Raw genomic sequence first — 22308 nt, 5'->3', positions numbered from 1 at the left:
GCCGGTAGGCCCGTACAAATCTAGGGCGAGGGCGGGTGTGGTGGGTACGGTGCCGGGGTGTTCCGCGCGCCGTACGAGGGAGGGCACCGGTGAACCGTCCGCTGGTCGGGATCAGCACCTACCTGGTGGCGTCGGCGCGCTGGGGCGTGTGGGACCTGCCGGCGGCGCTGGTGCCCGCCGGGTACGCCCGGATGGTGCGGGAGGCGGGCGGTCTGGCGGTACTGCTGCCGCCGGACGCGCCGGAGTTCGCCGCGGAGACCGTGGCCCGGCTGGACGCGGTCGTGGTGGCGGGCGGTCCCGACGTGGACCCGGCGCGGTACGGGGCCGGGCGTGACCCGCGCACCGGGCCGCCGGCGCCGGAGCGGGACGTCTGGGAGACGGCGCTGATCGGGGCGGCGCTGGAGTCGGGGACGCCGTTGCTCGGGGTGTGCCGGGGGATGCAGCTGCTGAACGTGGTGTGCGGGGGCACCCTGATCCAGCATCTGGACGGCCATGTGGGCCCGGGCGGGGCGACGGGCGTGTTCGGCTCGCACCGGGTGACACCGGTCCCGGGCACCCGGTACGCGTCGCTGGCGCCCGCCCCGTGCGAGGTCCCGGCCTACCACCACCAGGCCGTGGACCGGATCGGCACCGGCCTGGTGGCGTCGGCGCACGCGGCGGACGGCACCGTGGAGGCGGTCGAACTCCCCGGAGACCACTGGGTCCTGGGGGTGCAGTGGCATCCGGAGATGGGCGAGGACTTCCGCGTGGCGCGGGGCCTGGTGGAAGCGGTGCGGGCTCAGAACCGCTGACGCAGCCAGGTCAGGGCGGCGGCGCCCTGGGCCGCCTGGAAGGCCCGGAGCGTCGGCAGGCCGGGCGGGTCGGGGCGCAGCGCCTGCTCCGCGAAGTACCCGGCGACGGCGGCGAGTACGGCGGTGACGGCGTCCGGGTCCGCGTCCCGGCCGAGCGGGTGGGCGGTGAACAGGGCCTCCGGGTCCGGGCCGCGGCCGCCGGAGGCGTATCCCTGCGCCGCCACGCACGGGAGCATCACCAGCAGGTCGAACCAGGGCGCTGCGCGCACCGCGTGCGGCCAGTCCACGAAGACGGTCCGGTCCCCGGTGAGCAGGATGTTGTCGGCGCGCAGGTCGCTGTGGGCGAGGGTGTCCCCGGCGGCGGCCTCGGGCCAGCCGGCCTCCAGCTCCGCGAGCGCGGCGAGGTGTCCGGCGGCCCAGGGGGCGAGGCGGGCGTCGCCCCCGGCGGCGTGCAGGGTGCGCCAGCCGTCGAACATCGAGGACTTGCCCCAGGCGGCCGAGGCCACCTCGGCCGGGGCCGGGGTGAGGGCGCGGGAGAGCTCACCGACGGCCGTCAGGACCCGGTCCAGCTCGGCCCGGTCCCAGGGCACCCGGGGCTGGCGGCCGTCGATGTCCTCCAGCACGAGGGCGACGCAGCTGCCGTCGTCGTACGAGCCGAGCAGCCGGGGCGCCGGGGCGTGCGGTGGCAGGGCGGCCGTGAGGCGGGCCTCGGCTCGGTGCATGTCCGGGCTGTCCGGGTTCACCTCGGCGCTCACCGCCTTGACGAAGGCCCGGCCGCCGTTCGCGAGCCGGACGCGGGCGGCCACTCCGGGCGAGAAGCCGCCGCTCTGGCTGCGGGCCTCGGTGACCGGTGCGCCGAGGATGTCCTCGACGGCCTCGCGTACGGCGGCGGGCAGACCGGACCAGGGGTGGCGGAGGCCGCGCGCGGGCGGCGCGGTGGTGGTCATCGGTGCGTCTCCCCCGGTCGGGTCCAGGTCAGGGGCATCGGCCCGGTGGGGTCTCCGTACCCCAGCGAGCGGTACAGGCCCTCGCCCTCGGGGGTCGCGGTCAGGTTGATCCGGGAGCACCCGGCCTCGACCAGGTGGTCGTGGACGGCCCGGAAGGTCAGGCGGGCGTAGCCCTGCCGCCGGTGGTCCGGGTCGGTGGCGACCGAGGCGATGTGCCCGATGTACGGGGCGCGGCCCGGCCGGGGCAGGGACCACGTGTACTGGCCCACCGAGCTGGACAGCAGCCGGTCCCCCGCGTCGATCACATAGGCGACGAACTGCGGGTCGCCGGCGAGCCGTTCGCGGAAGTACGCCTCGCACACCGGGGTCCAGTCGGGCTCCGGGACGAGGCCCATGGAGGCGAACATGACCAGGCGCAGCCGGGTGACCTCGGCGGCGTCGTCCGCGCCGGCGCGTCTCAGGTGCGGCGGTGTGCTCATGGGGCGTCCTCTCGGTGGGTGCCGTGCCCCGACAGGGTGTCGTGCCCGGGCGGGCGGCGTCGCCCCCTTTTTTTTCCGGGCCGGCCCTGTCAGACCAGGAGTCCGACGCCGGTCAGCAGCATCACTGCGGAGGTCGCGGCGTGGACTCCGTACGCGGTCGCCTTCGGCCCGCCGCTGCGCAGCACGACCAGCGCGTCCCCGGCGGGTATCAGGCCGAACACCAGGAGGTACCAACCGAGGACCGACGAGCTCGCGACGGCCATCAGTACGAAGAGGAAGGCACCGGGCCCGATCTCCCGCAGCCCCTTCACGCGCAGCCAGGACTGAAATCCGAGGTCCTCGACCGGAGCGCCGGGAATGCCGAAACCGACGGCGTCCCGCGGTCTGACGAAGGCGTTCGCGCCCATGAGGATGAGGCCCGCGCCGAGGAGACCGGCGACGACGGTGGGAAGCGTGGTGAGCATCGGCTGTCCTTGCGTAAGAGAGTGTCGTGGTCGTCGGGTACGCGTGACGTGGCGTCAGGGGACGAGGAGGATCCGCCCTCGGACGCCGCCCTCCGCCATCGCCCGGTAGGCGTCGGCCGCCTTGTCGAGCGGCACGACGGTGTGGACGCGCGTCGGCAGCTGCCCCGCCGCCACCCGCTCCAGCAGACCGGCGAGCAGCGGGCCGTCGGGGCGGGCGAAGATCACCTCGACGGTGATGCCGCGTTCCTCGGGGAGCCTGGCGGCGGGCTGCACGCCCACGAAGCGGCCGCCGTCGCGCACCGCCCCGAGGGCCGGCTCCTGGAGGGCTCCGGCGTCGAGGACGGCGTCCCATCCCCGGCCGGGTTCGGTGGTGAAGCCGACGTGCAGGCCGCGGACGAACGGCTCGTCGGCCGCCCGCGCGAGTCCGGTCACCTGCCAGCCGCGCTCCTGGGCGAGCACGGCGGCGTACGCGCCCACCGCACCGGCCGCACCGGTCACCAGCAGCCGCCGGGCGTCGCTCGGCGCCTCGCCGACGAGGTGGACCGCCTGGGCGGCGGCGGTGGCGTTGAGCGGCACCGTGGCCGCCGCGACGAGGTCGACTCCGTCCGGTACGGCGGCGACGTTCGCGGCGGGGACGACAAGGTGCTCGGCGTGGGAGCCGTGGTCGCGGTCGAAACCGTCGAGGAAGCCGGCGACCCGGCTGCCGGCCCGCAGCTCGACGTCCGGTCCGGCGGCCTCGACGGTACCGGCGAAGTCCCAGCCGAGACCTGTCCAGTCGGGCTGATGGACCATGCCCAGCCGGTGGAAGACGCCTGCGGCCACCCCCAGGTCGACCGGGTTGACGGCCGCAGCGGCGATTCGCACCCGGATCTCCCCGGCCCCCGGCTCGGCCACCGGCGCCTCAACGGTCTCGATGGACTCGGGACCGGACGGAACGCGGACCACGACTCGCCGCGAAATTACCTGACTCATCATCAACTCCTTGTTGCCGCAGGGCTCGCGCGGGGCCTTGCCATCCCTGCTCCGGGACACCAGCATGGAAGAACCCGGTTACCACTGGGAAGTAGGCACCTTGAAGTAAGTAAGTCACCGAACCGAGGAGATGACTGCCCCGTGGCGACCAGCACCGCGTCCGAGCGACGAGCCGAGGCCAAGCGCGAGTACGACGCGTTTCTCGCGCTCTGCCCCAGCCGCCGGCTCCTGGAGCGGATTTCCGACAAGTGGGTCGCCCTCGTGCTCGCCTCGCTCGGCGGGGACGGCCCGCGCCCCGGGGAGACCACCGTCGAAGAGGCGCGGCCCCTGCGCTTCTCCGAGTTGTCGCGCCGGATCTCGGGCGTGAGCCAGAAGATGCTGACGCAGACCCTGCGCGCGCTGGAGCGGGACGGGATGGTGACCAGGACGGTGACCCCGACCGTGCCCGTCACCGTCAGCTATGAGCTCACCGATCTCGGCCACTCGCTCCAGCAGGTCATGCGGGACATCAAGAAGTGGGCGGAGACCAACATGGAGGAGGTCCTCACCCGTCGCGACGCCTATGACCAGGGAAAGAACGGCGCCCCCTAGGTGTACTGATCACGAGCACTGTCGGCACGGGGGTTCTGGTCGGAGGCGAAGACTCCGGTGTGGCGGGCGCTGTCCAGGAACTCGTTCGACTTCGCCGTCGGCCTGAGGCCGGCAGGGGCGGGTGAGGGGACACGGCCGATCCGCGCGGTTCCGAGCTTGCGGGACCGGCGCAGATCGCAGACGTGGACCTCGATCGCGGCCGCCGTGCGGTGTCAGCCGCGTCAACAACGCTGCGGGTCGATACCTCAGGCCGTACCTCCGGAGGGTTCCGACCGGGTCAGCGCGAGCAGGTCGCGGGCCGGACCCGTGGGGCGGTGGCCGGAGGGCCAGACCGCACGCAGCTGGCGGCGCAGCCGGGCGCCGGCGATGGGAACCTTGACCAGGCGGCGGGCGGACAGCTCCTCGCCGAGCGCGAGCTCGCTCAGGACGCAGGGACCGGCGCCGCTCTCCGCCGCGCCCTTGACGGCGGTGGTCGAGGAGAGTTCGAGGAGCGGCGGGGCCAGCGGGCCGTGGACGGCGAGCGCGGCGTCCAGGACCTGGCGGGTGCCGGAGCCGTGCTCGCGCAGGATCAGCGGGGTCGCGGCCAGCTCGCCCGGGGTCAGCGGGGTGCGGCGGCGGGCCCACGGGTGGGCGGGGGCGACCACGACGACGAGGCGGTCGTGGGCGATGACCGTGCCGTCGAGACCCTCCGGGACGGACAGGCCCTCCACGAAGCCCAGGTCCGCCTCGCCGCGCAGCAGCCGCTCGGCGACCACCGCGGAGTTCCCGGCGAGCAGCGAGACGGCGGTGCCCGGGCGTTCGGCGCGCAGGGCGATGAGCCAGCCGGGGAGCAGGTACTCGGCGATGGTCATGGAGGCGGCGACCCGCAACCGGGAGTCGCGCCGGTCGCGCAGCGCCTGGGCTCCCGCGTCGAACACCTCGGCGGCCTCCACGACCCGGCGCGCCCAGTCGGTGACCAGGGCGCCCGCGTCGGTGAGCCGGGAGCCCCGGGGCGAGCGGTCGAGGAGGGTGAGGCCGAGCTGCCGTTCCATGGAGCGGACGCGGCTGCTGGCGGCGGGCTGGGTGATGCCGACGTCGCGGGCGGCCCGGCCGAGGCTGCCGTGCCGGGCGACGGCGAGGAGCAGTTCCAGCGCGCCCAGGTCGGGCACCCGGTGGGACAGGGGGGTCGGAGGTTCGCTGGACATAAGTCCACCTTATGACCTCATAGAGCGGTGCTCCCTGGTGGGGTCCGGAGCAGGCCGGGGAGAATCGTGGCATGGCCACCTATCTCCGGACCCGCACGTTCTCCCCGTACTCCGGCGCCGCCCGGCAGCCCGCGCTGCGGCACTTCGGCCCCAACTGGTACGCGACGGTCATGGGCACCGCGATCGTCGCGAGTGCCGGTGCCGCGCTGCCGGTGCACCTCCCCGGGCTGCGGGGCGCCTGCACGGCGGTGTGGGTGGTCTCGGCACTGCTGCTCGCCGCCGTGCTGGCCGCCCGCGCCGGGCACTGGGCGGCCCACCGCGACCAGGCGCGCGCCCATCTGGCGGACCAGGCCGTCGCGCCGTTCTACGGCTGCCTGTCGATGGCGCTGCTGGCCGTCGGCGGCTCCGGCATGACCGTGGGCAAGGACCTCATCGGGCACCGGGCGGCGCTCGCGCTGGACGTAGTCCTGTACACGGCGGGCACGGTGACCGGTCTGGTGGCGGCCGTGGCGGTCCCGTACCTCATGATCACGCGCCACCGGCCGGAGCCGGGCACCGCGTCCCCGGTGTGGCTGCTGCCGGTGGTGGCGCCGATGGTGTCGGCCGCGCTGGGCCCCCTGCTCGTGGCGGAGCTCCCCCCGGGGCAGGGGCGCGAGGCGCTGCTGCTCGGCTGCTACGCGATGTTCGGGCTGAGCCTGCTGGCGACGGTGGTCATGCTCCCGCTGGTCTTCGGCCGGCTCGTGCACGGGGGGCCGCTGCCGCTCGCGCTGACGCCCACCCTGTTCCTGGTGCTCGGCCCGCTGGGCCAGTCGACGACCGCGGTCAACGCGCTGGCCGATGTGGCGCCGGGCGTGGTGGAGGGCCCCTACGCCTCGGCGCTGCGGGCCTTCGGGGTGCTGTACGGGGTGCCGGTCATGGGCTTCGCCCTGATGTGGCTGGCCCTGGCCGTGGCGTTGGTGGGGCGGGCGGTACGGGGCGGGATGACGTTCTCGATGACCTGGTGGGGCTTCACGTTCCCCGTCGGCACCTGTGTGACGGGCGCGGCGGGCCTGGCCCGGCACACCGGTCTGGCCGCGTTCACCTGGCTGGCCGTCGCGCTGTACGTACTGCTGGTGTCGGCGTGGGCGGTGGCGGGGGTGCGCACGGTGCGCGGGCTGCTCAGCGGGGCGCTGCTCGCGGCGCCGCAGCGGCCCGCCCCGGTGGCGGCCCGTACGGCCTGAGCACGCTTCCGTCGGCCCCGGACGCTCAGCGCCGGGGGTCGGACGTCGCGTCGATGTGTTCGGCGACCGCGACGCACAGCAGCCGGGTGCCGGGGAGCGTGGCCCGCCAGCGATGGCGGACCCCGCCGGACAGGAAGAGGGTGTCGCCCTGGACCAGCCGGTAGGCCCGGCCCTCGGCCTCCACTTCGGCGGCGCCCTCGGCGACGTACAGGAGCTCGTCGTTGCGGTGCTGGAACTCGCGCCCGAGGTCGAGCTCCCCGGTGAACTCCAGGGCGCTGAGCTGGTGGCGTCCGCGGACCACCCGGTGCACCCCGTCCTCGTGGGCGGCGCGCACGACGTCGACCGCGCGCGCGGAGTCGGCGGCGGCGCGCAGCCGGGCCGTGGTGGTCTCCAGCGCTTCCGCGACCCGGTCGAGCGACCGGGCGCTGGGTCTCGCGCGCTCGTTCTCGATCTGGCTGAGGAACGGCACGGAAAGGCCGCTGCGCGAGGCTACGGCGGCCAGGGTGAGCCCCAGGGACCTGCGCTGCCGGCGGACGGCGGCGCCCACGCGGAGTGTTTCCTTCTCGTCCATGTCCGGCTCCCTCCCGACCCGACTCGCCATCCTTCCGGTTATGAGCCGGTCGCGCACACCGTTACGCCAGGACGGCCCGGAAAGTGAGCACACCGCAACGCGGAAGGGGTGGGTCGCGCCGACGGCGCGACCCACCCCTTCACGGGCTGCGGCCCTGGTGGGGGCCGGTGACGGCTCCTACTGGGGGGCCATCTTGTCCGCGATGCCCGGGTTCTTCTCCAGCCAGGCCTTCACGGCGTCCTCTTCGTGCCCTGTACCGAGCTTCTGGATCTGGTTCTCCAGGCCGGCGAGCTGCTTCTCGCTCAGCTTGAAGTCCTTGAACCACTTGGTCAGCTGCGGGTAGTTCTCCGGGAACTCCTTGGAGGCGATGGTGTGCAGCCGGTCGCCCTCGCCGAACGCCTTCTTCGGGTCCTTGAGCTTGGTCATCCCGTACTCGCTGTACGCCCAGTGGGGGGTCCACAGCAGGACGGCGATGGGCTCCTTCTTGGCGTACGCGCGCTTCAGCTCGGCGAGCATGCCGGGCGTCGAGGAGTCGACCACCTGGTACTCGTCGTCCAGGCCGTAGGCCGGGAGCACGTTCTTCTTCAGGTTCTCCATCGTGGCGGTGCCGGGCTCGATGCCGACGATCCGGCCCTTGAACTCCGAGCTCTTGCCCTTGAGGTCGGCCAGGGACTTCACGTCCTTGACGTAGTCGGGCACCGCGACCTCGATGGAGGTCGGGCCGTACCAGGAACCGATGTCCGTCAGCTTGGAGCCGTACTTGTCCCAGTAGTTCTTCTGGGTGAACGGGAGCCATCCGTCGAACTGCACGTCGATCTGGCCGCGCGACATCGCGGTGTACATCGGACCGACCTCGAACTGCTTGAGGTTGATCTTGTAGCCCCGGTCCTCCAGGACGGCCTTCCACAGGTACGTGGCGGCGATGTCCTCCTCCCAGGGGAACCAGGCCATCTCGACCGGGCGGTCGCGCTCGTCCTTGCCGTTCGCGCCCTTGGCCGGGGCGGACTTCTTCACCGGGGTCCACTTGTCGGCGACGTCCGGGTTGGCCTTCAGCCAGGTGCGGACGGCCTCCTGCTCCTTGCCGGAGCCGCTCTTCTGGATCTGGGCCTCAAGGCTGGTGAGCTGGTCCTCGCTCATCTTGAAGTCCTTGAGCCACTTGCCGACCTCGGGGTTGTCGGCGGTGAAGCCCTTGCGGGTCAGCGTGTGGATGCCGTCGCCCTTGCCCCAGAGGTGCTTGGGGTCCTTGAGCTTGGTCAGCTCGAACTGGTTGTACGCCCAGTGCGGCGACCAGAGCGGGACGACGATCGGTTCCTTCTTGGCGTACGCGCGCTTCAGCTCGGCCAGCATGGACGGCGTGGAGCCGTCGACGACCTTGTACTCCTTGTCCAGGCCGTAGCCCGGCAGGATCTTGTCCTTCAGCAGGCCCATCTCACCGGCGCTGGGCTCGATGCCGACGATCCGGCCCTTGAAGTCGGACGCCTTGCCCTTGAGGTCGGCCAGGGACTTCACGTCCTTGACGTACGTGGGAACGGCCAGCTCCAGCGAGGTGGGCCCGTACCAGGAGCCCATGTCCTCCAGGCGGTCCTTGTACTTCTTCCAGTACGAGGCGTGGGTGACCGGCAGCCAGGAGTCGGTCTCGAAGTCGATCTGGCCGCCCGCCATGCCGGTGTACAGCGCGCCGGCCTCGTACTGCTTGACGTCGACCTCGAAGCCGCGGCGCTCCAGCAGCTCCTTCCACAGGAAGGTGGAGGCGATGCCCTCGTCCCACGGGATGTACCCCATGCTGATCTTCTTGCCGGCGCCGATCTTCGCCGTGTCCGAGGCGGTGGCGGCCTCGTCGTCGGAGGAGCCGAAGACGCCCATGCCGCCGGCGACGAGCGCGAGGGCGACGACGCCCGCGACGGCGACGACGGGCTGCGGGCGGTGGTGCCAGATCTTGAGGCCGCCGGCCATCGACTGCGCCTTGGCGAGCGCGCGGCGGGCGAGCGGGGAGACCTCGCGGCCCAGGGCGCTGGTCATCCGGTCCAGGTACATGGCCAGGATGACGATGGAGACACCGGCCTCGAAGCCCAGGCCGACGTCGACGTTGCCGATGGCCCGGTAGACGGAGCCGCCGAGGCCGCCGCCGCCGACCATGCCGGCGATGACCACCATGGACAGGCCCAGCATGATGACCTGGTTGATGCCCGCCATGATCGTGGGCAGGGCCAGCGGCAGCTGGACCCGCAGCAGGGTGTTGCGGGACGTCGTGCCGAACGCCTCGGCAGCCTCGACCAGCTCGCCGTCGACCTGGCGGATGCCGAGTTCGGTCATCCGGACGCCCGGGGGCAGCGCGAAGATGATGGTGGCGATGATGCCGGGAACGACACCGACACCGAAGAAGATCACGCCGGGGATCAGGTAGACCATGGCGGGCATGGTCTGCATGAAGTCCAGGACCGGCCGGGTCACCGCGCTCACCGTCTTGGAGCGGGAGGCCCAGATGCCGAGCGGCACGGCCAGGACCAGCGTCACGATCGTCGCGACGAGCACCAGTGTGAGCGTGTCCATCGCCTCGTCCCACAACTCGACCGAGTCGATGAGGGCGAAGCCGGCGAACGCCAGGATTCCGGCGAGCAGACCGCGCAGCCACCAGGCGATGACGGCGACGATGCCCGCGAAGAGCAGGGGCGCGGGAGCGGAGAGCACGGCGGCGATGCCGTCGAACATGCCGCTCACGACGGAGCTGATGAAGTCGAAGAGCCAGGAGAGGTGGGTCTGGAGCCAGTCGACAGCGGAGTCGACCCAGTCGCCGAGAGGGAGCCTAAACACCGGCCACCTTCTTCAGCGCGGTCGCGGCGTCCTGCGAAGCCTGGGAGGGGGTCATCGGCTCGCCGAGCACGGCGAGCAGGCGCTCGCGGGGCACGACGCCGAGGAGCTTGCCCTTGTCATCGGTCACGGCGACCGCGACCCGGCTCTGCGAGCAGGGCGTGAACAGCTCGATGATCGGCGTGGAGTCGGTGACGGTGGCCGGGGTGGACCGCAGCACGTCGTCGGTGGTCCGGATCTCCTTGCCCTGGTCGCAGACGGTGCCGATGACCGTGTCCGTCTCGGCCATGATCGCGCCGGCGGTCAGCACCCGGGCACGGTCCACGTCCTGGGTGAAGGAGGCGACGTAGTCGTTGGCCGGGGTGACGAGGATGTCCTCGGCAGTACCGAGCTGGACTATCTCACCGTCGCGCATCACGGCGATGCGGTCGCCTAGGCGCATGGCCTCGTTGAGGTCGTGGGTGATGAAGACGATGGTCTTCTTCAGCCGCTTCTGGAGCTCCAGGAGCTGGTCCTGCATGTCGCGGCGGATCAGCGGGTCGAGCGCGCTGAAGGACTCGTCCATCAGCAGCAGGTCGGCGTCGGTGGCGAGCGCGCGGGCGAGGCCCACACGCTGCTGCATACCGCCGGACAGCTCGTCGGGCCAGGACTTCTCCCAGCCGGCCAGGCCGGTCAGCTCCAGGGCCTCGGTGGCGCGGCGATTGCGCTCGGCGCGCGGCACGCCCTGCACCTCCAGGCCGTACGCGGCGTTCTCCAGGACGCTCCGGTGGGGGAAGAGCGCGAAGTGCTGGAACACCATGCTGATCTTGGTGGAGCGGACGTGGCGGAGCTCGGCGGGGCTCAGGGCGGTCAGGTCCTGGCCGTCGAAGAGCACCTGGCCGGAAGTGGGCTCCAGCAGACCGTTGAGCATCCGCAGCAGCGTGGACTTGCCCGAGCCGGACAGACCCATCACGACGAAGATCTGACCCGGTTCGACGGTGAACGACGCGTCGATCACCGCTGCGGTGGTTCCGTCGGCGCGCAGCGCGTCGCGGCCTGTGCCGCTCCGCAGCTTCTGCACGGCTTGATCGGGTCGTCTGCCGAACACTTTGTACAAGTGCTCGGCTTGCAGCCTGGACACATACACCTCACGCGTAGAACCGAGAACGGTCTGCCACCCCCGCCGGCAGACCGTGGAGCGGTACGGATTCCGTCCGCATGGCACGTGCAATAGTTGAAAATGCGACGTGGTCCGCTCCGATGGCGCGCCTGCCCCCGCTTACCCGCAGCAAACACGAGAATGACCTGAATCACATGAACCGGACCGGTTCTCCGGGAACCGCGTCCGCGGCGGCCCCTGTCGGTGCCGTGCGGCATCATCGGCGTGTGACGCGACGCCTGATGCTCCTCGACACCGCTTCCCTCTACTTCCGTGCCTACTTCGGCGTGCCCGACTCGGTGCGCGCGCCGGACGGCACCCCGGTCAACGCCGTGCGCGGACTGCTGGACTTCATCGGCCGCCTCGTGCAGGACCACCGGCCGGACGACCTCGTCGCCTGCTGGGACGCGGACTGGCGGCCGCAGTGGCGGGTCGACCTCATCCCCACGTACAAGGCGCACCGGGTGGCGGCCGAGACCGCGGCGGGCGTGCCCGACGAGGAGGAGACCCCGGACACGCTGGCCCCGCAGGTGCCGGTCATCGCGGACGTGCTGGACGCGCTGGGCATCGCCCGGGTCGGCGCCGAGGGGTACGAGGCGGACGACGTCATCGGCACGCTGACCGGGCGGGCGGCCGGCCCGGTCGACATCGTCACCGGCGACCGGGACCTGTACCAACTGGTGGACGACGCCCGCGGGGTGCGGGTGCTCTACCCGCTGAAGGGGGTCGGCACGCTCCAGGTGACGGACGAGGCGTGGCTGCGCGAGAAGTACGGGGTGGACGGCCCGGGGTACGTGGACCTGGCGCTGCTGCGCGGTGACCCGAGCGACGGGCTGCCCGGGGTGCCCGGGATCGGCGAGAAGACGGCGGCGAAGCTGCTGGACGCCTTCGGCGACCTCGCCGGGATCATGGCGGCGGTGGACGATCCGGCGGCGAAGCTGACGCCCTCGCAGCGCAAGCGGCTCGACGAGGCCCGCGCCTATGTGGCCGTCGCGCCGAAGGTGGTGCGGGTCGCCGGCGACGTACCGCTCCCGGACTTCGACCCGGCGCTGCCCGCCTCGCCCCGCGATCCGGCCGCCCTCGACGCGCTCGCGACCCGGTGGGGGCTGGGCGGGGCCCTCCAGCGCCTCCACTCCGCACTGCAACCCTGAGGTGTTAGGTTAGGTGACCCTAAGGGCGATCTCGGCATCGGTCGACGGTCTCCAATTCCGGCAGCAGGGAGCAGACCTCGTGGCAGAACGACCGGAGCGGCGGGCACCGAAGGCCCAGGGGGCGCAGGTCCTGCGCACCGAGCAGATCACCCCGCACATGATCCGGGTGGTGCTCGGCGGCGACGGTCTCGCCGACTTCGCGCTCGCGGGCTTCACCGACCATTACGTCAAGCTGTGCTTCGCCCCCGAGGGCGCGGACTACACCCACCCCTTCGACGTGGCCCGCATCCGCGAGGAGTACCCCCGCGAGCTGTGGCCCACCACCCGGACCTACACGGTGCGTTCCTGGGACCCGGCCGCCCGGGAGCTGGCGATCGACTTCGTGGTGCACGGCGACGAGGGCCTCGCCGGGCCCTGGGCGGCGGGCGCGCGGCCGGGCGACCAGGTGACGTTCCTGGGCCCCGGCGGGGGTTACGCCCCCGACGCCTCGGCGGACTGGCACCTGCTGGCGGGCGACGAGAGCGCGCTGCCGGCCGTCGCCGCCGCGCTGGAGCAGATGCCGGCGGGTGCGGTGGTGCACGCGTTCGTCGAGGTGGCGGACGCGGCGGAGGAGCAGAAGACCGCCACGCCGGACGGCGTCGGGATCACCTGGCTGCACCGGGCGGGCCGTCCGGTCGGCGAGGCGCTCACCGAGGCGGTGCGGGAGCTGGAGTTCCCGGCCGGCCAGGTCCAGGCGTTCGTCCACGGCGAGGCGGGTTTCGTGAAGGACATCCGCCGCCACCTGCGGCTGGAGCGCGGTATTCCGGCCACCCAGCTGTCGATCTCCGGCTACTGGCGGCTCGGCCACGACGACGAGTCCTGGCGCTCCGTCAAGCGCCAGTGGAACGAACAGGTGGAGCGCGAGCAGGAGAGCGCGGTCTAGGTGTTCTGTCCATGGAGGTTGGTGACAGGGTTCACGGTGGAGTGATCTTGAACGAGTGAGGGCCTTCCGGGTTCGGTGTGGATTGCGACATCAACATCGAACGAGCAGAAGGCCCTCATGCCCCACCGTAATGCACCCCTGACCGAGACCGGCCGCCTGCGTCCGGCCCGCAGTGCAGTCGAGGACGGCTGGCCGTCGCGGCGGGCGGCGGAACGCTTCCAGGTCTCGCCGACGACCGCCCAGCGATGGGCCGGCCGCTACCGGGAGCTGGGCGACGCCGGTATGGCCGACCATTCCTCCCGCCCGCATCACAGCCCGCGCCGGACGCCGAGCCGCACCGAGCGCCGGATCATCAAGGTCCGGCTCCTGCGCCGGTGGGGACCGGCCCGCATCGCCCATCTGCTGGGCCTGGTGCCCTCGACCGTGCACCGGGTCCTGGTCCGCTTCCGCCTGGCCCGCCTGCCCCACCTGGACCGCGCGACCGGCCGGGTCATACGCCGCTACGAACGCGACCGGCCCGGCGAACTGGTGCACGTCGACATCAAGAAGCTCGGCAACATTCCTGACGGCGGAGGCCACAAAGTCCTCGGCCGCCATGAGGGCCGCAAAACACGCTCCGGCGCCGGCTACAGCTTCATCCACACCGCCGTCGACGACCACTCCCGCCTCGCCTACAGCGAAATCCTCACCGACGAGAAGAAGGAAACCGCGACCGGCTTCTGGCAGCGGGCCCATGCCTACTTCACCAGCGCAGGCATCACCGTCGAGCGCGTCCTGACCGACAACGGCTCCTGCTACAAGTCCCACACCTGGCGCGACACCCTGGCAGCCGCAGGCATCGCCCACAAGCGCACCCGCCCCTACCGCCCCCAGACCAACGGCAAGGTCGAACGCCTCAACCGCACCCTGCTCGACGAGTGGGCCTACGCAAAGCCCTACCGCTCAGACCAGGAACGACGCGACGCCTTCCCCCAATGGCTCCACACCTACAATCACCACCGCGGACACACCGCACTCAAGGGCCAACCACCCGCCAGCCGCGTCCCCAACCTCACAGGGCAATACACATAGGCCCTGACGCCGCCCGGCGGACGGGAATCCGACGGCAGGGCCCGGCCCTCGCCTCGGCGTACGACCCGCGCTGTGCCCCGGTCCGGTGGGCCGGGGCACAGCCGTGTCGCGGCTCAGTCCCGGGCCTGACGCCGCCCGGCGGACGGGAATCCGACGGCAGGGCCCGGCCCTCGCCTCGGCGTACGACCCGCGCTGTGCCCCGGTCCGGTGGGCCGGGGCACAGCCGTGTCGCGGCTCAGTCCCGGGCCGCCTCCGCCCCTCCCCCGGCCCCCCCCCGGCGCCCCGTCCCCCGGCGCCCCGTCCTCGTACGCGCGCGCCGACGCCTCCGCGTGGGCGAGCCGCCGCAGCGCGCTGAACATCGCCTCGCCCAGGACCGTGCCGACGACCACGCTCTCCACCAGGTCCTCCCGCGCCACCCCTCGGCTGACGTAGCCGAGGTCGATGAGCGCGGCCTGCTCGGCGACGGCCGCGTACCGGTCGAGCAGGTCGATGAACGCCCCGTGCCCGGCCCCGCGCAGCGCCACCAGGACCTCGGCCAGGGACTCCGCTCCCGCGCTCGCCGGCCCGGCGCGCCAGCCCATGCGCTCGATCAGTCCCGCCACTTCTTCGCGGGCTTCCTCCAGTTCGGGCCCCGGGGCGTCGCTGGACGACGGTACGAGACGCTTGGCCGCCACCCCGAGGACCTTGTGCACCGGCTGAGCCGGATCCTCCATGGCCCGCAGGACGTCCCGGATGGCCGACAGCGGAAGTCCGCCCACGTCGAGCAGGGCCCGGATCAGCCGCAGCCTCCGCTCGTGCCCGGCGTCGTAACGCGCCTGATTGGGGCTTGTCAGCCGGCCGGGGGGCAGCAGTCCCTCCCGTACGTAGAACTTGATCGTCGGTACCGGCACCCCGGACCTGCGGCTCAACTCACCCATGCGCACTGCGCGTTCGCTCCCTCTGCTTGTCAATCAGGGACCCATCATAGATAGTTCGACATGGATAGCGGAGAGCGCCACTATCCATAATCGGATCGAGTCTCAAGGGGGACCCATGCCTCAATGGCGTACCTGGCACCGCCCGTTAGTCGTCTTCGCCGCCCTGATGGCAGCGATGACCGTCGTCTCCGGCGTCGGTCTGCTGGTGGACGACCGCGTCCTGGCAGGCGCGGCGATCTGGGCCAAGCCCTTCAAGTTCGCGGTGTCGTTCGTGGTGTACGCGCTCGCGCTCGCCTGGATGCTGACGCTGGTCACCCGGGGCCGGCGCACCGGCTGGTGGGCCGGAACCGTCGTCGCCGTCGCGAGTCTGGGCGAGATGGTGATCATCACCGGGCAGGTGATCCGCGGGAAGCGGAGCCACTTCAACGTGGCCACACCCTTCGACAACATGCTGTTCCAGGTGATGGCGGTGACCGTCGTCGTCCTGTGGGCCGGCACCCTGGTCATCGCCGTCCTCCTGCTGCGGGCCCGGATCGCCGACCGCGCCTCGGCGCTGGCGATCCGCGCGGGCGTCCTCCTGGCCCTCGCGGGGGCCGGTTTCGGCTACCTGATGACCCAGCCCACCCCGGAGCAGCGGGCGGCGGACCGGCGGGGCGCGGCCGATGTGGTCGGCGCCCATGCGGTCGGCGTGCCGGACGGCGGCCCTTCGATGCCGTTCACCGGGTGGTCGACGACCGGAGGCGATCTACGCGTCCCCCACTTCGTGGGCATGCACGCGCTCCAGGCCCTCCCGCTGTTCCTGCTCGTGCTCGTGGCGCTGGCCCCGAGGGTGCCCCGGCTGCGGGACGCGCGGGTGCGGCTGCGCCTGGTGCGGGTGGCCTCGGTTTCGTACGCGCTGCTCGTCGCGCTCGTGCTGTGGCAGGCGTTGCGCGGCCAGCCGCTGATCCACCCGGACGGCGCGACTCTCGCCGCCACCGCGGCCCTCGCCACCGCCACCGCCGCCGGGACGTACGCGGCGCTGCGTCCGGGCCGGAAGCGGACTCCCGGCCCGGACGGCCGAGCGGCGGACGGGCCGTCCCTCAGACGGACTTCTGGTACGAGCGGAACGTGCGCGTCGACAGCGCCACCGCGGCCAGGGCGAGCAGCAGCAGACCGCCGCAGCGGGTGACGACCAGCTGCCAGTCGGGCCCGGCGCCCAACGCGGAACGTCCGGCCACCATGGCCCAGTCGACCGGGTTGAAGGCGGCGATCTCCCGCATCCAGCCGGGCATCTGGCTCGGGGCCATGAAGGACGTCGACAGGAAGGTGAGCGGCATCAGCAGGAAGGTGTTGATGCCGATGATCGACTCCCGCTCCCGCACGATCATGCCCACGGCGTTCGAGAGCGCCCCGAAGACCGTGCCGAGCAGCACCGAGGCGACGATCAGGATCAGCAGCCCGGCCGCCCCGCCCGGGTAGCCGGCCCCGGCCGCCCATCCGAGCAGCAGGATGACCACGGACTGGGCGGTGTTGGCGATGCCGTTCTGCACGACGTTGGCGTTCATCAGGGCGTTCCGGCTGACCGGCGTGGTCAGGAAGCGGTTGAGCGTGCCGCGCTCGATCTCCTCCAGGGTGCCCATGCCGGCCCACATGCTCGACCCCAGCGCGCTCATCACCACGATGCCGGGGACGAGGTAGTCCAGGTAGGAGGTGGTGCCGAAGCCGCCGAGCTCGACCACCTTCCTGAACAGGTTGCCGAAGAGGAAGAGCCAGATCACCGGCTGGATCAGGGCCATCGCCAGGAAGACGGGCTGCCGGAGGATCGACATCAGCTGCCGTTGCGTCATGTACCAGGTGTGCGCGAGGGCCTGACCGCTCATCGGGCGCCTCCCGCGAGGGCGGGCTCGGGGGCGGTCGCCGCACCCTCGGACTCCGCGTCCTGGAAGCGGCGGCCGGCGTACCGCAGATAGACGTCGTCCAGTGAGGGGCGGGCGACGGTGGCCGCCGCGACGGTGGCCCCGGCCCGCTCCAGGGCGGCCAGCAGCACGGGTACGGCGGCGGCGCCGTCCTCGGCCCGTACGCTGACCCGGCGCCCCTCGGCCACCGCCTCGTGCACCCCGGGCAGGCCGGTGAGCGCGGTGACGGCCTCGGGACCGGCGTCCGCGCGCAGCTCGACGTGGACGGCGTCGCCGCGCAGCTCGCCCTTGAGCTCGTCGGGGGTGCCCTCGACCACGATCCGGCCGCGGTCGACGATCGCGATGCGTTCCGCGAGCCGGTCCGCCTCCTCCAGGTAGTGCGTGGTGAGGACGATGGTCAGGCCCTCCTCGTCGGCCAGCCGGGATATCTCGTCCCACATCGCCGTACGGGCCTCCGGGTCGAGACCGGTCGTCGGCTCGTCCAGGAACAGCACCTCCGGGCGGTGCATCAGCCCGAGCGCCACGTCCAGGCGGCGCAGCATGCCGCCGGAGTACCCCTTGACCAGGCGCTTCCCGGCGTCCGCGAGAGCGAACCGCTCCAGCAGCTCATCGGCGCGGCGCTGCACGGCGGCCCCCCGCATCCCGTACAGCCGGCCCTGGAGGAGCAGGTTCTCGCGGCCGGTGGCGACCGGGTCGGCGCCGGACTTCTGGGCGACGACTCCGATCGCGCGGCGCACCCGGTCCGGGTGGGCGAGGACGTCGTGCCCGGCGACGGAAGCGGCCCCGGAGTCGGGGCGGGCGAGGGTGGTGAGGATCTTGACGGTGGTGGACTTCCCGGCGCCGTTGGGGCCGAGGAGCCCGAAGACGGTGCCGGCGGTGACGGTGAGGTCCATACCGCGCAGTGCGGCGACCCCTCCCGGATAGGTCTTGACGAGTCGTCGCGCCTCGACAGCGGACGCACGGGTGCTCATGACGGAGCTCTCCTGTGTTCGGCCGGACGTCCGGTGCTCCGGACGTCGTCGGGCCGGACCCTGTGGGGAGTGCCGGGCTATCCTGGGTGTGCCGCACCTCGATCGCCCGGGCCGCCTCCACGGCTGTCCGGCTTTGGGGTTCGAGACCCCGGCGCGGACTGCTGCAACAGCCCCGCCGGGGTTTTCCTCTGCCTACTCCCGGTCGTCGAGGTCCTGCCAGTCCCGCGGGACCTCGCCGGTCTGGTGGAACGACCTCCACTCCTCGATGCCGCTGATGGCGGCCTCGTCGATCTCCTTGCGGAATCTACGGATCCACTCCAGCTGCGCCTCCAGCATGTGGAGCTGGTACTCCGTCTCCACGACGAAGACGCGGGGCAGCGAGTCCCCGAGCTGGGCGAGCACCCCGCGCAGCGCCGCGGCCCGCACGGTCTGCGCCTGTTCCCGGTCCAGGAGGAGTTCCGCCACCTCGTCCGGGGGCAGTGCGGGGAGCAGGGCCAGTGCCGTGTCGAAGACCGGGTACTCCTCGGCCGGCACCGCGATCAGGTCGGACAGCCAGTGCAGCATCTCGGCGCGCCCCGCCTCGGTGAGCCCGTACAGCGTGCGCTCCGGGCGGTTGCCCTGCCGCTGCACGCCCGCCACCTCGACGTACCCGTGCTTCTCCAGGTTCTGGACGACGGTGTACAGCGAACCGAAGTTGATCTTCACGCTGTGCTGCTTGCCGCGCCTGCGGAGGGTCTGGGCGATCTCGTACGGATGCATGGACCGCTCGGCGAGCAGCACCATCACCGTGAGCGCCAGCGGATTGCCGAGCTTGCGCCGCTTGGCCACCGCCGCCCCACCCCCGCACATTCCTCGCTGACGAATACTCGTGGCCGAACATAGCTCGATTTCCGAAGACGCGTCAACCACGATGTATCGCGATTCTCGGCTTCGCTCTCCGAGCCGGCCGCCGGAAGTCGTGGAAGGATCTCCGGCTTCCGGCCAATCCGCCCGGGCACCGGCTCCGAATCACCCCCGGAGAGCGATGACCACCGAAGGGAACCCCGCGTGAAAGAAGCCGTGTACATCAGCGGAACGGCCTCGGCGGGGCCCGACCTCCAGGAGCTGATGGGCCGCGTCGCCCGGGGCGACCAGGACGCCTTCGCCCAGGTCTACGACGCGGTGAGCGGACCGGTGCTCGGACTGGTCCGCGGTGTGCTGCGCGACCCCGCCCAGTCGGAGGAGGTCGCCCAGGAGGTCCTGGTGGAGGTGTGGCGCACCGCCTCCCGCTTCCAGCCGGCCCGGGGCAGCGCCATGAACTGGGTGCTGACCCTCGCCCACCGCCGCGCCGTCGACCGGGTCCGCTCGGCGCAGGCGTCGGCCGCCCGCGAGCACAAGGCCGCCCTGCTCGACCGCACCCCCGCCTTCGACGAGGTCACCGAACAGGTCGAGACCCGTCTGGAACGCGAGCAGGTGCGCCGCTGCATGCGGACGCTGTCCGAGCTCCAGCGGGAGTCCGTCACCCTGGCGTACTACCGGGGGCTCACCTATCGCGAGGTGGCCGAACTCCTCGCGGTGCCGCTCGGCACGATCAAGACTCGACTGCGCGACGGGCTGATCCGGATGCGCGACTGCCTCGGGGTGACCTCATGACCGACGCCGGACTCCACACGCTGACGGGCGCCTACGCCCTGCACGCCCTGCCGGACACGGAGCGCCGCGACTTCGAACGGCACCTCGGCGACTGCGAAGCCTGCTCCACCGAGGTCCGCGAGTTCTCCGAGACCGCGACCCGCCTCGGCCTGGCCGCCGCCGCCCCGGTCCCCGGGGGCCTGCGGGAGCGGGTGCTCCGGGAGATCACGACCGTACGCCAGGAGCCGCCCGCCGTCCCCCGCCGCGAGCGCTCACCGGACCGGCGGGGCGGGGCGGCCCGGTGGCCCCGGTTCGCCCTGGCCGCGTGCCTGGCCGCGGCGGCGGGCTTCGGCGGCATCGCCGTGTGGCAGCACCAGGAGGCGCGGGACGCCCAGCGGCAGGCGGACGCCACCCGGCGCCAGGCCGATCAGGTGGCCCGGGTACTGGCCGCCCCCGACGCGAAGACCGCGTCCGGCGCGCTGGAGGACGGGGCGAAGGGCACGGTGGTGGTCTCCCGGAGCGAGGACCGGGCGGTGTTCCTGGCCTCCGGGCTGGCCGACGCCCCGAGCGGCAAGGTGTACCAGCTGTGGTTCGACGACGGCGGCACGATGCGCCCGGCGGGCCTGCTGCGCGCCACGGGCCCGTCCTCGACCACGTACACCACGCTGCTCGACGGCCCGGTCGGCGGGGCCACCGGCATGGGCGTCACCGTGGAGCCGGCGGGCGGTTCGGCGCGGCCCACCTCGGACCCGGTGGCGCTGATGGAGCTGCCGGCGTGATGCGTGTGCCCGGGAGTGGTCCCCCGGGCACACGGCTCAGCCCCGGCGCGGCGGGCGCGGGAAGAAGCCGCTGGTGCGCGCGGCGTACGCGGCGAAGCCCGGGCGGTCGGCCATGTGCCGTTCCAGGAGGGCCTTGCCGCTGCCGCCGATGAGCAGATACGTCATCAGGGCGGGCGCCACCAGCGTGGCAGCGGCGGCGGCCGGGGCCTGGCAGACGATCAGGAACAGGCCCCACCAGACGCAGAAGTCCCCGAAGTAGTTCGGGTGCCGGGTCCAGGACCACAGCCCCCGGTCCATGATCTTGCCCCGGTTGTCCGGGTCGGACTTGAACCGGGCCAGCTGGTGGTCGCCCACCGCCTCGAAGAACATGCCGACCGCCCAGAGCGCGGTACCGGCCCAGGCGAGGGCGTTCACCGGCCCGGTGAGGTATCCGGCCGCCTGCACGGGAAGCGAGATCAGCCAGACCAGGGCGCCCTGGAGGAGGTACACCTTCCGCAGGGCGTACAGGTCCGGGTTGCCCGGCGCCTCGGCGAGCATCCTCTCGTAGCGCGGGTCCTCGCCGTGGCCGCGTCCGCGCCGGGCGATGTGCCACCCCAGGCGCACCCCCCAGACCGCGGTGAGCACCGTGACGAGCAGGCGGCGGGTGGCGTCCCCCTCCCCCGCCGACAGGCCGTACGAGACGAGGGCGACGGCGGCGAAGCCCAGTCCCCAGGCGACGTCCACGCCCCGGTGCATGCCCCGGCGCACGCCGGCCGCGAACGCGACGAGCAGGACCACCAGCGCGGCGCCCGCACACGGCGCCAGGCCCCGCGCGAACGCCTCCCAGGCGAAGCCGCTCATGCCGCGTCCCCGGCCGTGCGCAGCGCCTCGCGGGTGTCAGGCATCCCGGACTCCCCGTCACCACCGGGCCGTACGGCGAGGATCTGGTCCACGCCCATCCGCCGCTCCGCGAAGGCGAGTGCCCCGCCCGCCAGGTACAGCCGCCACACCCGTACGGCCTCCTCCCCCACCAGGTCCGTGAACCGCGCCTCCTTCTCCTCCAGGGTCCGGCGCCAGGCGTCGACGGTCCGGACGTAGTGCTCCCGCAGCCCGTGGACGTCGCGCACCTCCAACCCGGCGCCCTCCAGCAGCGCGACGGTCTCGCCCAGCGGGCGCATGTGCATGTCGGGCGCGATGTACGCCTCGATGAACGCGCCGCCGCCCGGCGCGTTCCGCCCGCGCGACATCTGCTGGACGAGCACCCGGCCGCGCGGCCGGACCATGCCGTGCAGGGTCGCCGCGAAGGCCGGGTACTGGGCGTCCCCGACGTGCTCGCCCATCTCGATGGTGGACACCGCGTCGTAACCGCCCTCGTGGTCCGGGGCCGCCGCGATGTCCCGGTAATCGCAACAGCGCACCTCGACCAACTCCTCCAGACCGCGCTCGGCCACCTGGTGGCGCACGTACGCGGCCTGTTCGGCGGCGAGGGTGACCGCAGTGACCCGGACGCCGTGCCGCTGGGCCGCGTACAGCGTCAGCGAGCCCCAGCCGCAGCCGATGTCCAGCAGCCGCGCGCCGGGGCGCAGCCCCAGCTTCCCGCAGATCAGCTCCAGCTTGTCGCGCTGCGCGTCGGCGGGGCCGTACGCGGGGTCGTCGCTGGTCCAGTAGCCGCAGGAGTACGCCATCGTCTCGTCCAGGAGGAGGGCGTAGAAGGCGTTGGAGAGGTCGTAGTGGTGGCTGATCGCGGCCCGGTCGCGGGCCTTGCTGTGCAGGGCGCCGTCGAGTCCGGTGGCGCGGGCGGCGGGCACGGGCGGCCGGGGCCCGGCCGCCCCGAGGCGCACCGCGGT

At 72.6% G+C, this 22308-nt stretch carries 23 protein-coding genes; 9 read left to right on the top strand and 14 right to left on the bottom strand.

The window, feature by feature from the left end:
• The first annotated feature begins 89 nt into the window (after positions 1–89).
• Positions 90–791 (top strand): gamma-glutamyl-gamma-aminobutyrate hydrolase family protein, encoded by a 702-nt coding sequence (locus G3I41_RS21780; protein WP_164402085.1) that lies wholly within the window; start codon positions 90–92, stop codon positions 789–791.
• On the opposite strand, the gene G3I41_RS21775 is transcribed toward G3I41_RS21780, so the two are convergent.
• The 4 genes from G3I41_RS21775 to G3I41_RS21760 form a co-directional block, all read right to left on the bottom strand.
• The gene (locus G3I41_RS21775) at positions 779–1738 is read right to left on the bottom strand and encodes a phosphotransferase (RefSeq protein ID WP_164402084.1); all 960 of its coding nucleotides are present in this window, start codon (positions 1736–1738) and stop codon (positions 779–781) included. The genes G3I41_RS21780 and G3I41_RS21775 overlap by 13 nt on opposite strands.
• Complete coding sequence (locus tag G3I41_RS21770; RefSeq protein WP_164402083.1) at positions 1735–2217, bottom strand: GNAT family N-acetyltransferase; 483 nt, start codon at positions 2215–2217, stop codon at positions 1735–1737. The genes G3I41_RS21775 and G3I41_RS21770 overlap by 4 nt, the downstream gene beginning before the upstream one ends.
• Positions 2218–2306: 89 nt before the next feature.
• Positions 2307–2681 carry a DUF4267 domain-containing protein gene (locus G3I41_RS21765; RefSeq protein WP_164402082.1) on the bottom strand — a complete coding sequence of 125 codons (375 nt, stop codon included), beginning with the start codon at positions 2679–2681 and terminating at the stop codon, positions 2307–2309.
• 54 nt (positions 2682–2735) lie between these two features.
• Positions 2736–3653 (bottom strand): zinc-binding dehydrogenase, encoded by a 918-nt coding sequence (locus G3I41_RS21760; RefSeq protein ID WP_164402081.1) that lies wholly within the window; start codon positions 3651–3653, stop codon positions 2736–2738.
• Positions 3654–3794: 141 nt separating this feature from the next.
• Here G3I41_RS21760 and G3I41_RS21755 point away from each other — a divergent pair, with 141 nt between their 5' ends.
• Positions 3795–4244: a helix-turn-helix domain-containing protein gene (locus tag G3I41_RS21755; RefSeq protein WP_164402080.1), complete on the top strand. Its 450-nt coding sequence runs from the start codon at positions 3795–3797 to the stop codon at positions 4242–4244.
• A 245-nt stretch (positions 4245–4489) separates the two neighbouring features.
• Here G3I41_RS21755 and G3I41_RS21750 read toward each other — a convergent pair whose 3' ends face one another.
• Complete coding sequence (locus G3I41_RS21750; protein WP_164402079.1) at positions 4490–5428, bottom strand: LysR family transcriptional regulator; 939 nt, start codon at positions 5426–5428, stop codon at positions 4490–4492.
• Positions 5429–5499: 71 nt separating this feature from the next.
• Here G3I41_RS21750 and G3I41_RS21745 point away from each other — a divergent pair, with 71 nt between their 5' ends.
• The gene (locus G3I41_RS21745; RefSeq protein WP_164402078.1) at positions 5500–6648 is read left to right on the top strand and encodes a TDT family transporter; all 1149 of its coding nucleotides are present in this window, start codon (positions 5500–5502) and stop codon (positions 6646–6648) included.
• Positions 6649–6673: 25 nt separating this feature from the next.
• On the opposite strand, the gene G3I41_RS21740 is transcribed toward G3I41_RS21745, so the two are convergent.
• From G3I41_RS21740 to G3I41_RS21730, 3 genes are all read right to left on the bottom strand, one after another.
• Complete coding sequence (locus G3I41_RS21740; RefSeq protein WP_143625543.1) at positions 6674–7219, bottom strand: helix-turn-helix transcriptional regulator; 546 nt, start codon at positions 7217–7219, stop codon at positions 6674–6676.
• 177 nt (positions 7220–7396) lie between these two features.
• Positions 7397–10030, bottom strand: a complete 2634-nt coding sequence (locus G3I41_RS21735) for an ABC transporter permease/substrate binding protein (protein ID WP_164402077.1) — start codon at positions 10028–10030, stop codon at positions 7397–7399.
• A complete protein-coding gene (locus G3I41_RS21730) occupies positions 10023–11087 on the bottom strand; it encodes a betaine/proline/choline family ABC transporter ATP-binding protein (protein ID WP_164402076.1) in 1065 nt (354 codons plus the stop codon). Before G3I41_RS21730 ends, G3I41_RS21735 begins: the two co-directional genes overlap by 8 nt.
• Before the next feature lie 320 nt (positions 11088–11407).
• Here G3I41_RS21730 and G3I41_RS21725 point away from each other — a divergent pair, with 320 nt between their 5' ends.
• The 3 genes from G3I41_RS21725 to G3I41_RS21715 all read left to right on the top strand — a co-directional run bounded on the left by G3I41_RS21725 (position 11408) and on the right by G3I41_RS21715 (position 14309).
• Complete coding sequence (locus G3I41_RS21725) at positions 11408–12316, top strand: 5'-3' exonuclease (protein WP_164402091.1); 909 nt, start codon at positions 11408–11410, stop codon at positions 12314–12316.
• 79 nt (positions 12317–12395) lie between these two features.
• On the top strand, positions 12396–13238 hold the full coding sequence (locus G3I41_RS21720) for a siderophore-interacting protein (RefSeq protein ID WP_164402075.1): 843 nt from the start codon (positions 12396–12398) through the stop codon (positions 13236–13238).
• Between the two features lie 117 nt (positions 13239–13355).
• Positions 13356–14309, top strand: coding sequence for an IS481 family transposase (locus G3I41_RS21715; protein WP_164402074.1), 954 nt, complete (start codon positions 13356–13358; stop codon positions 14307–14309).
• Positions 14310–14422: 113 nt separating this feature from the next.
• On the opposite strand, the gene G3I41_RS21710 is transcribed toward G3I41_RS21715, so the two are convergent.
• Complete coding sequence (locus G3I41_RS21710; protein WP_203601456.1) at positions 14423–15226, bottom strand: MerR family transcriptional regulator; 804 nt, start codon at positions 15224–15226, stop codon at positions 14423–14425.
• Positions 15227–15392: 166 nt separating this feature from the next.
• Between G3I41_RS21710 and G3I41_RS21705 the strand changes: the two genes are divergently transcribed.
• The gene (locus tag G3I41_RS21705; RefSeq protein WP_239081771.1) at positions 15393–16394 is read left to right on the top strand and encodes a hypothetical protein; all 1002 of its coding nucleotides are present in this window, start codon (positions 15393–15395) and stop codon (positions 16392–16394) included.
• Here the strand turns inward: G3I41_RS21705 and G3I41_RS21700 are convergent.
• The 3 genes from G3I41_RS21700 to G3I41_RS21690 form a co-directional block, all read right to left on the bottom strand.
• Positions 16306–17085: an ABC transporter permease gene (locus G3I41_RS21700; RefSeq protein ID WP_164402072.1), complete on the bottom strand. Its 780-nt coding sequence runs from the start codon at positions 17083–17085 to the stop codon at positions 16306–16308. The two genes, G3I41_RS21705 and G3I41_RS21700, sit on opposite strands and share 89 nt — an antisense overlap.
• On the bottom strand, positions 17082–18092 hold the full coding sequence (locus G3I41_RS21695) for an ATP-binding cassette domain-containing protein (RefSeq protein WP_164402071.1): 1011 nt from the start codon (positions 18090–18092) through the stop codon (positions 17082–17084). Before G3I41_RS21695 ends, G3I41_RS21700 begins: the two co-directional genes overlap by 4 nt.
• 192 nt (positions 18093–18284) lie before the next feature.
• Entirely contained in the window at positions 18285–18920 is a 636-nt protein-coding gene (locus G3I41_RS21690; RefSeq protein WP_164402070.1) for a PadR family transcriptional regulator, read from the bottom strand.
• Between the two features lie 219 nt (positions 18921–19139).
• Here G3I41_RS21690 and G3I41_RS21685 point away from each other — a divergent pair, with 219 nt between their 5' ends.
• Complete coding sequence (locus G3I41_RS21685) at positions 19140–19724, top strand: sigma-70 family RNA polymerase sigma factor (RefSeq protein ID WP_164402069.1); 585 nt, start codon at positions 19140–19142, stop codon at positions 19722–19724.
• Positions 19721–20482, top strand: coding sequence for an anti-sigma factor (locus tag G3I41_RS21680; RefSeq protein ID WP_164402068.1), 762 nt, complete (start codon positions 19721–19723; stop codon positions 20480–20482). The genes G3I41_RS21685 and G3I41_RS21680 overlap by 4 nt, the downstream gene beginning before the upstream one ends.
• A gap of 36 nt (positions 20483–20518) precedes the next feature.
• Here the strand turns inward: G3I41_RS21680 and G3I41_RS21675 are convergent, their stop codons facing one another.
• Both G3I41_RS21675 and G3I41_RS21670 read right to left on the bottom strand, forming a co-directional pair.
• Positions 20519–21322 (bottom strand): DUF1295 domain-containing protein, encoded by an 804-nt coding sequence (locus G3I41_RS21675; protein WP_164402067.1) that lies wholly within the window; start codon positions 21320–21322, stop codon positions 20519–20521.
• A partial coding sequence (locus G3I41_RS21670) for a cyclopropane-fatty-acyl-phospholipid synthase family protein (protein WP_164402066.1) occupies positions 21319–22308 on the bottom strand: 990 nt, incomplete at its 5' end. The genes G3I41_RS21670 and G3I41_RS21675, both read right to left, overlap by 4 nt.

This window comes from Streptomyces sp. SID9727 (assembly GCF_010550605.1).
Taxonomy (GTDB): Bacteria; Actinomycetota; Actinomycetes; order Streptomycetales; family Streptomycetaceae; genus Streptomyces.
The sequence above is the reverse complement of the archived record's forward strand: the minus strand, read 5'-3'. Positions and strand labels throughout refer to the sequence as shown.

Excerpts from the sequence above, each read along its gene's own strand:
- G3I41_RS21680 (WP_164402068.1), top strand. The coding sequence starts at position 19,721 with ATGACCGACGCCGGACTCCACACGCTGACGGGCGCCTACGCCCTGCAC.
- G3I41_RS21745 (WP_164402078.1), top strand. The coding sequence starts at position 5,500 with ATGGCCACCTATCTCCGGACCCGCACGTTCTCCCCGTACTCCGGCGCC.
- G3I41_RS21770 (WP_164402083.1), bottom strand. The coding sequence starts at position 2,217 with ATGAGCACACCGCCGCACCTGAGACGCGCCGGCGCGGACGACGCCGCC.
- G3I41_RS21705 (WP_239081771.1), top strand. The coding sequence starts at position 15,393 with ATGGCAGCGATGACCGTCGTCTCCGGCGTCGGTCTGCTGGTGGACGAC.
- G3I41_RS21715 (WP_164402074.1), top strand. The coding sequence starts at position 13,356 with ATGCCCCACCGTAATGCACCCCTGACCGAGACCGGCCGCCTGCGTCCG.
- G3I41_RS21725 (WP_164402091.1), top strand. The coding sequence starts at position 11,408 with ATGCTCCTCGACACCGCTTCCCTCTACTTCCGTGCCTACTTCGGCGTG.
- G3I41_RS21675 (WP_164402067.1), bottom strand. The coding sequence starts at position 21,322 with ATGAGCGGCTTCGCCTGGGAGGCGTTCGCGCGGGGCCTGGCGCCGTGT.
- G3I41_RS21750 (WP_164402079.1), bottom strand. The coding sequence starts at position 5,428 with ATGTCCAGCGAACCTCCGACCCCCCTGTCCCACCGGGTGCCCGACCTG.
- G3I41_RS21760 (WP_164402081.1), bottom strand. The coding sequence starts at position 3,653 with ATGAGTCAGGTAATTTCGCGGCGAGTCGTGGTCCGCGTTCCGTCCGGT.
- G3I41_RS21765 (WP_164402082.1), bottom strand. The coding sequence starts at position 2,681 with ATGCTCACCACGCTTCCCACCGTCGTCGCCGGTCTCCTCGGCGCGGGC.
- G3I41_RS21775 (WP_164402084.1), bottom strand. The coding sequence starts at position 1,738 with ATGACCACCACCGCGCCGCCCGCGCGCGGCCTCCGCCACCCCTGGTCC.
- G3I41_RS21695 (WP_164402071.1), bottom strand. The coding sequence starts at position 18,092 with ATGAGCACCCGTGCGTCCGCTGTCGAGGCGCGACGACTCGTCAAGACC.
- G3I41_RS21700 (WP_164402072.1), bottom strand. The coding sequence starts at position 17,085 with ATGAGCGGTCAGGCCCTCGCGCACACCTGGTACATGACGCAACGGCAG.
- G3I41_RS21710 (WP_203601456.1), bottom strand. The coding sequence starts at position 15,226 with ATGGGTGAGTTGAGCCGCAGGTCCGGGGTGCCGGTACCGACGATCAAG.
- G3I41_RS21740 (WP_143625543.1), bottom strand. The coding sequence starts at position 7,219 with ATGGACGAGAAGGAAACACTCCGCGTGGGCGCCGCCGTCCGCCGGCAG.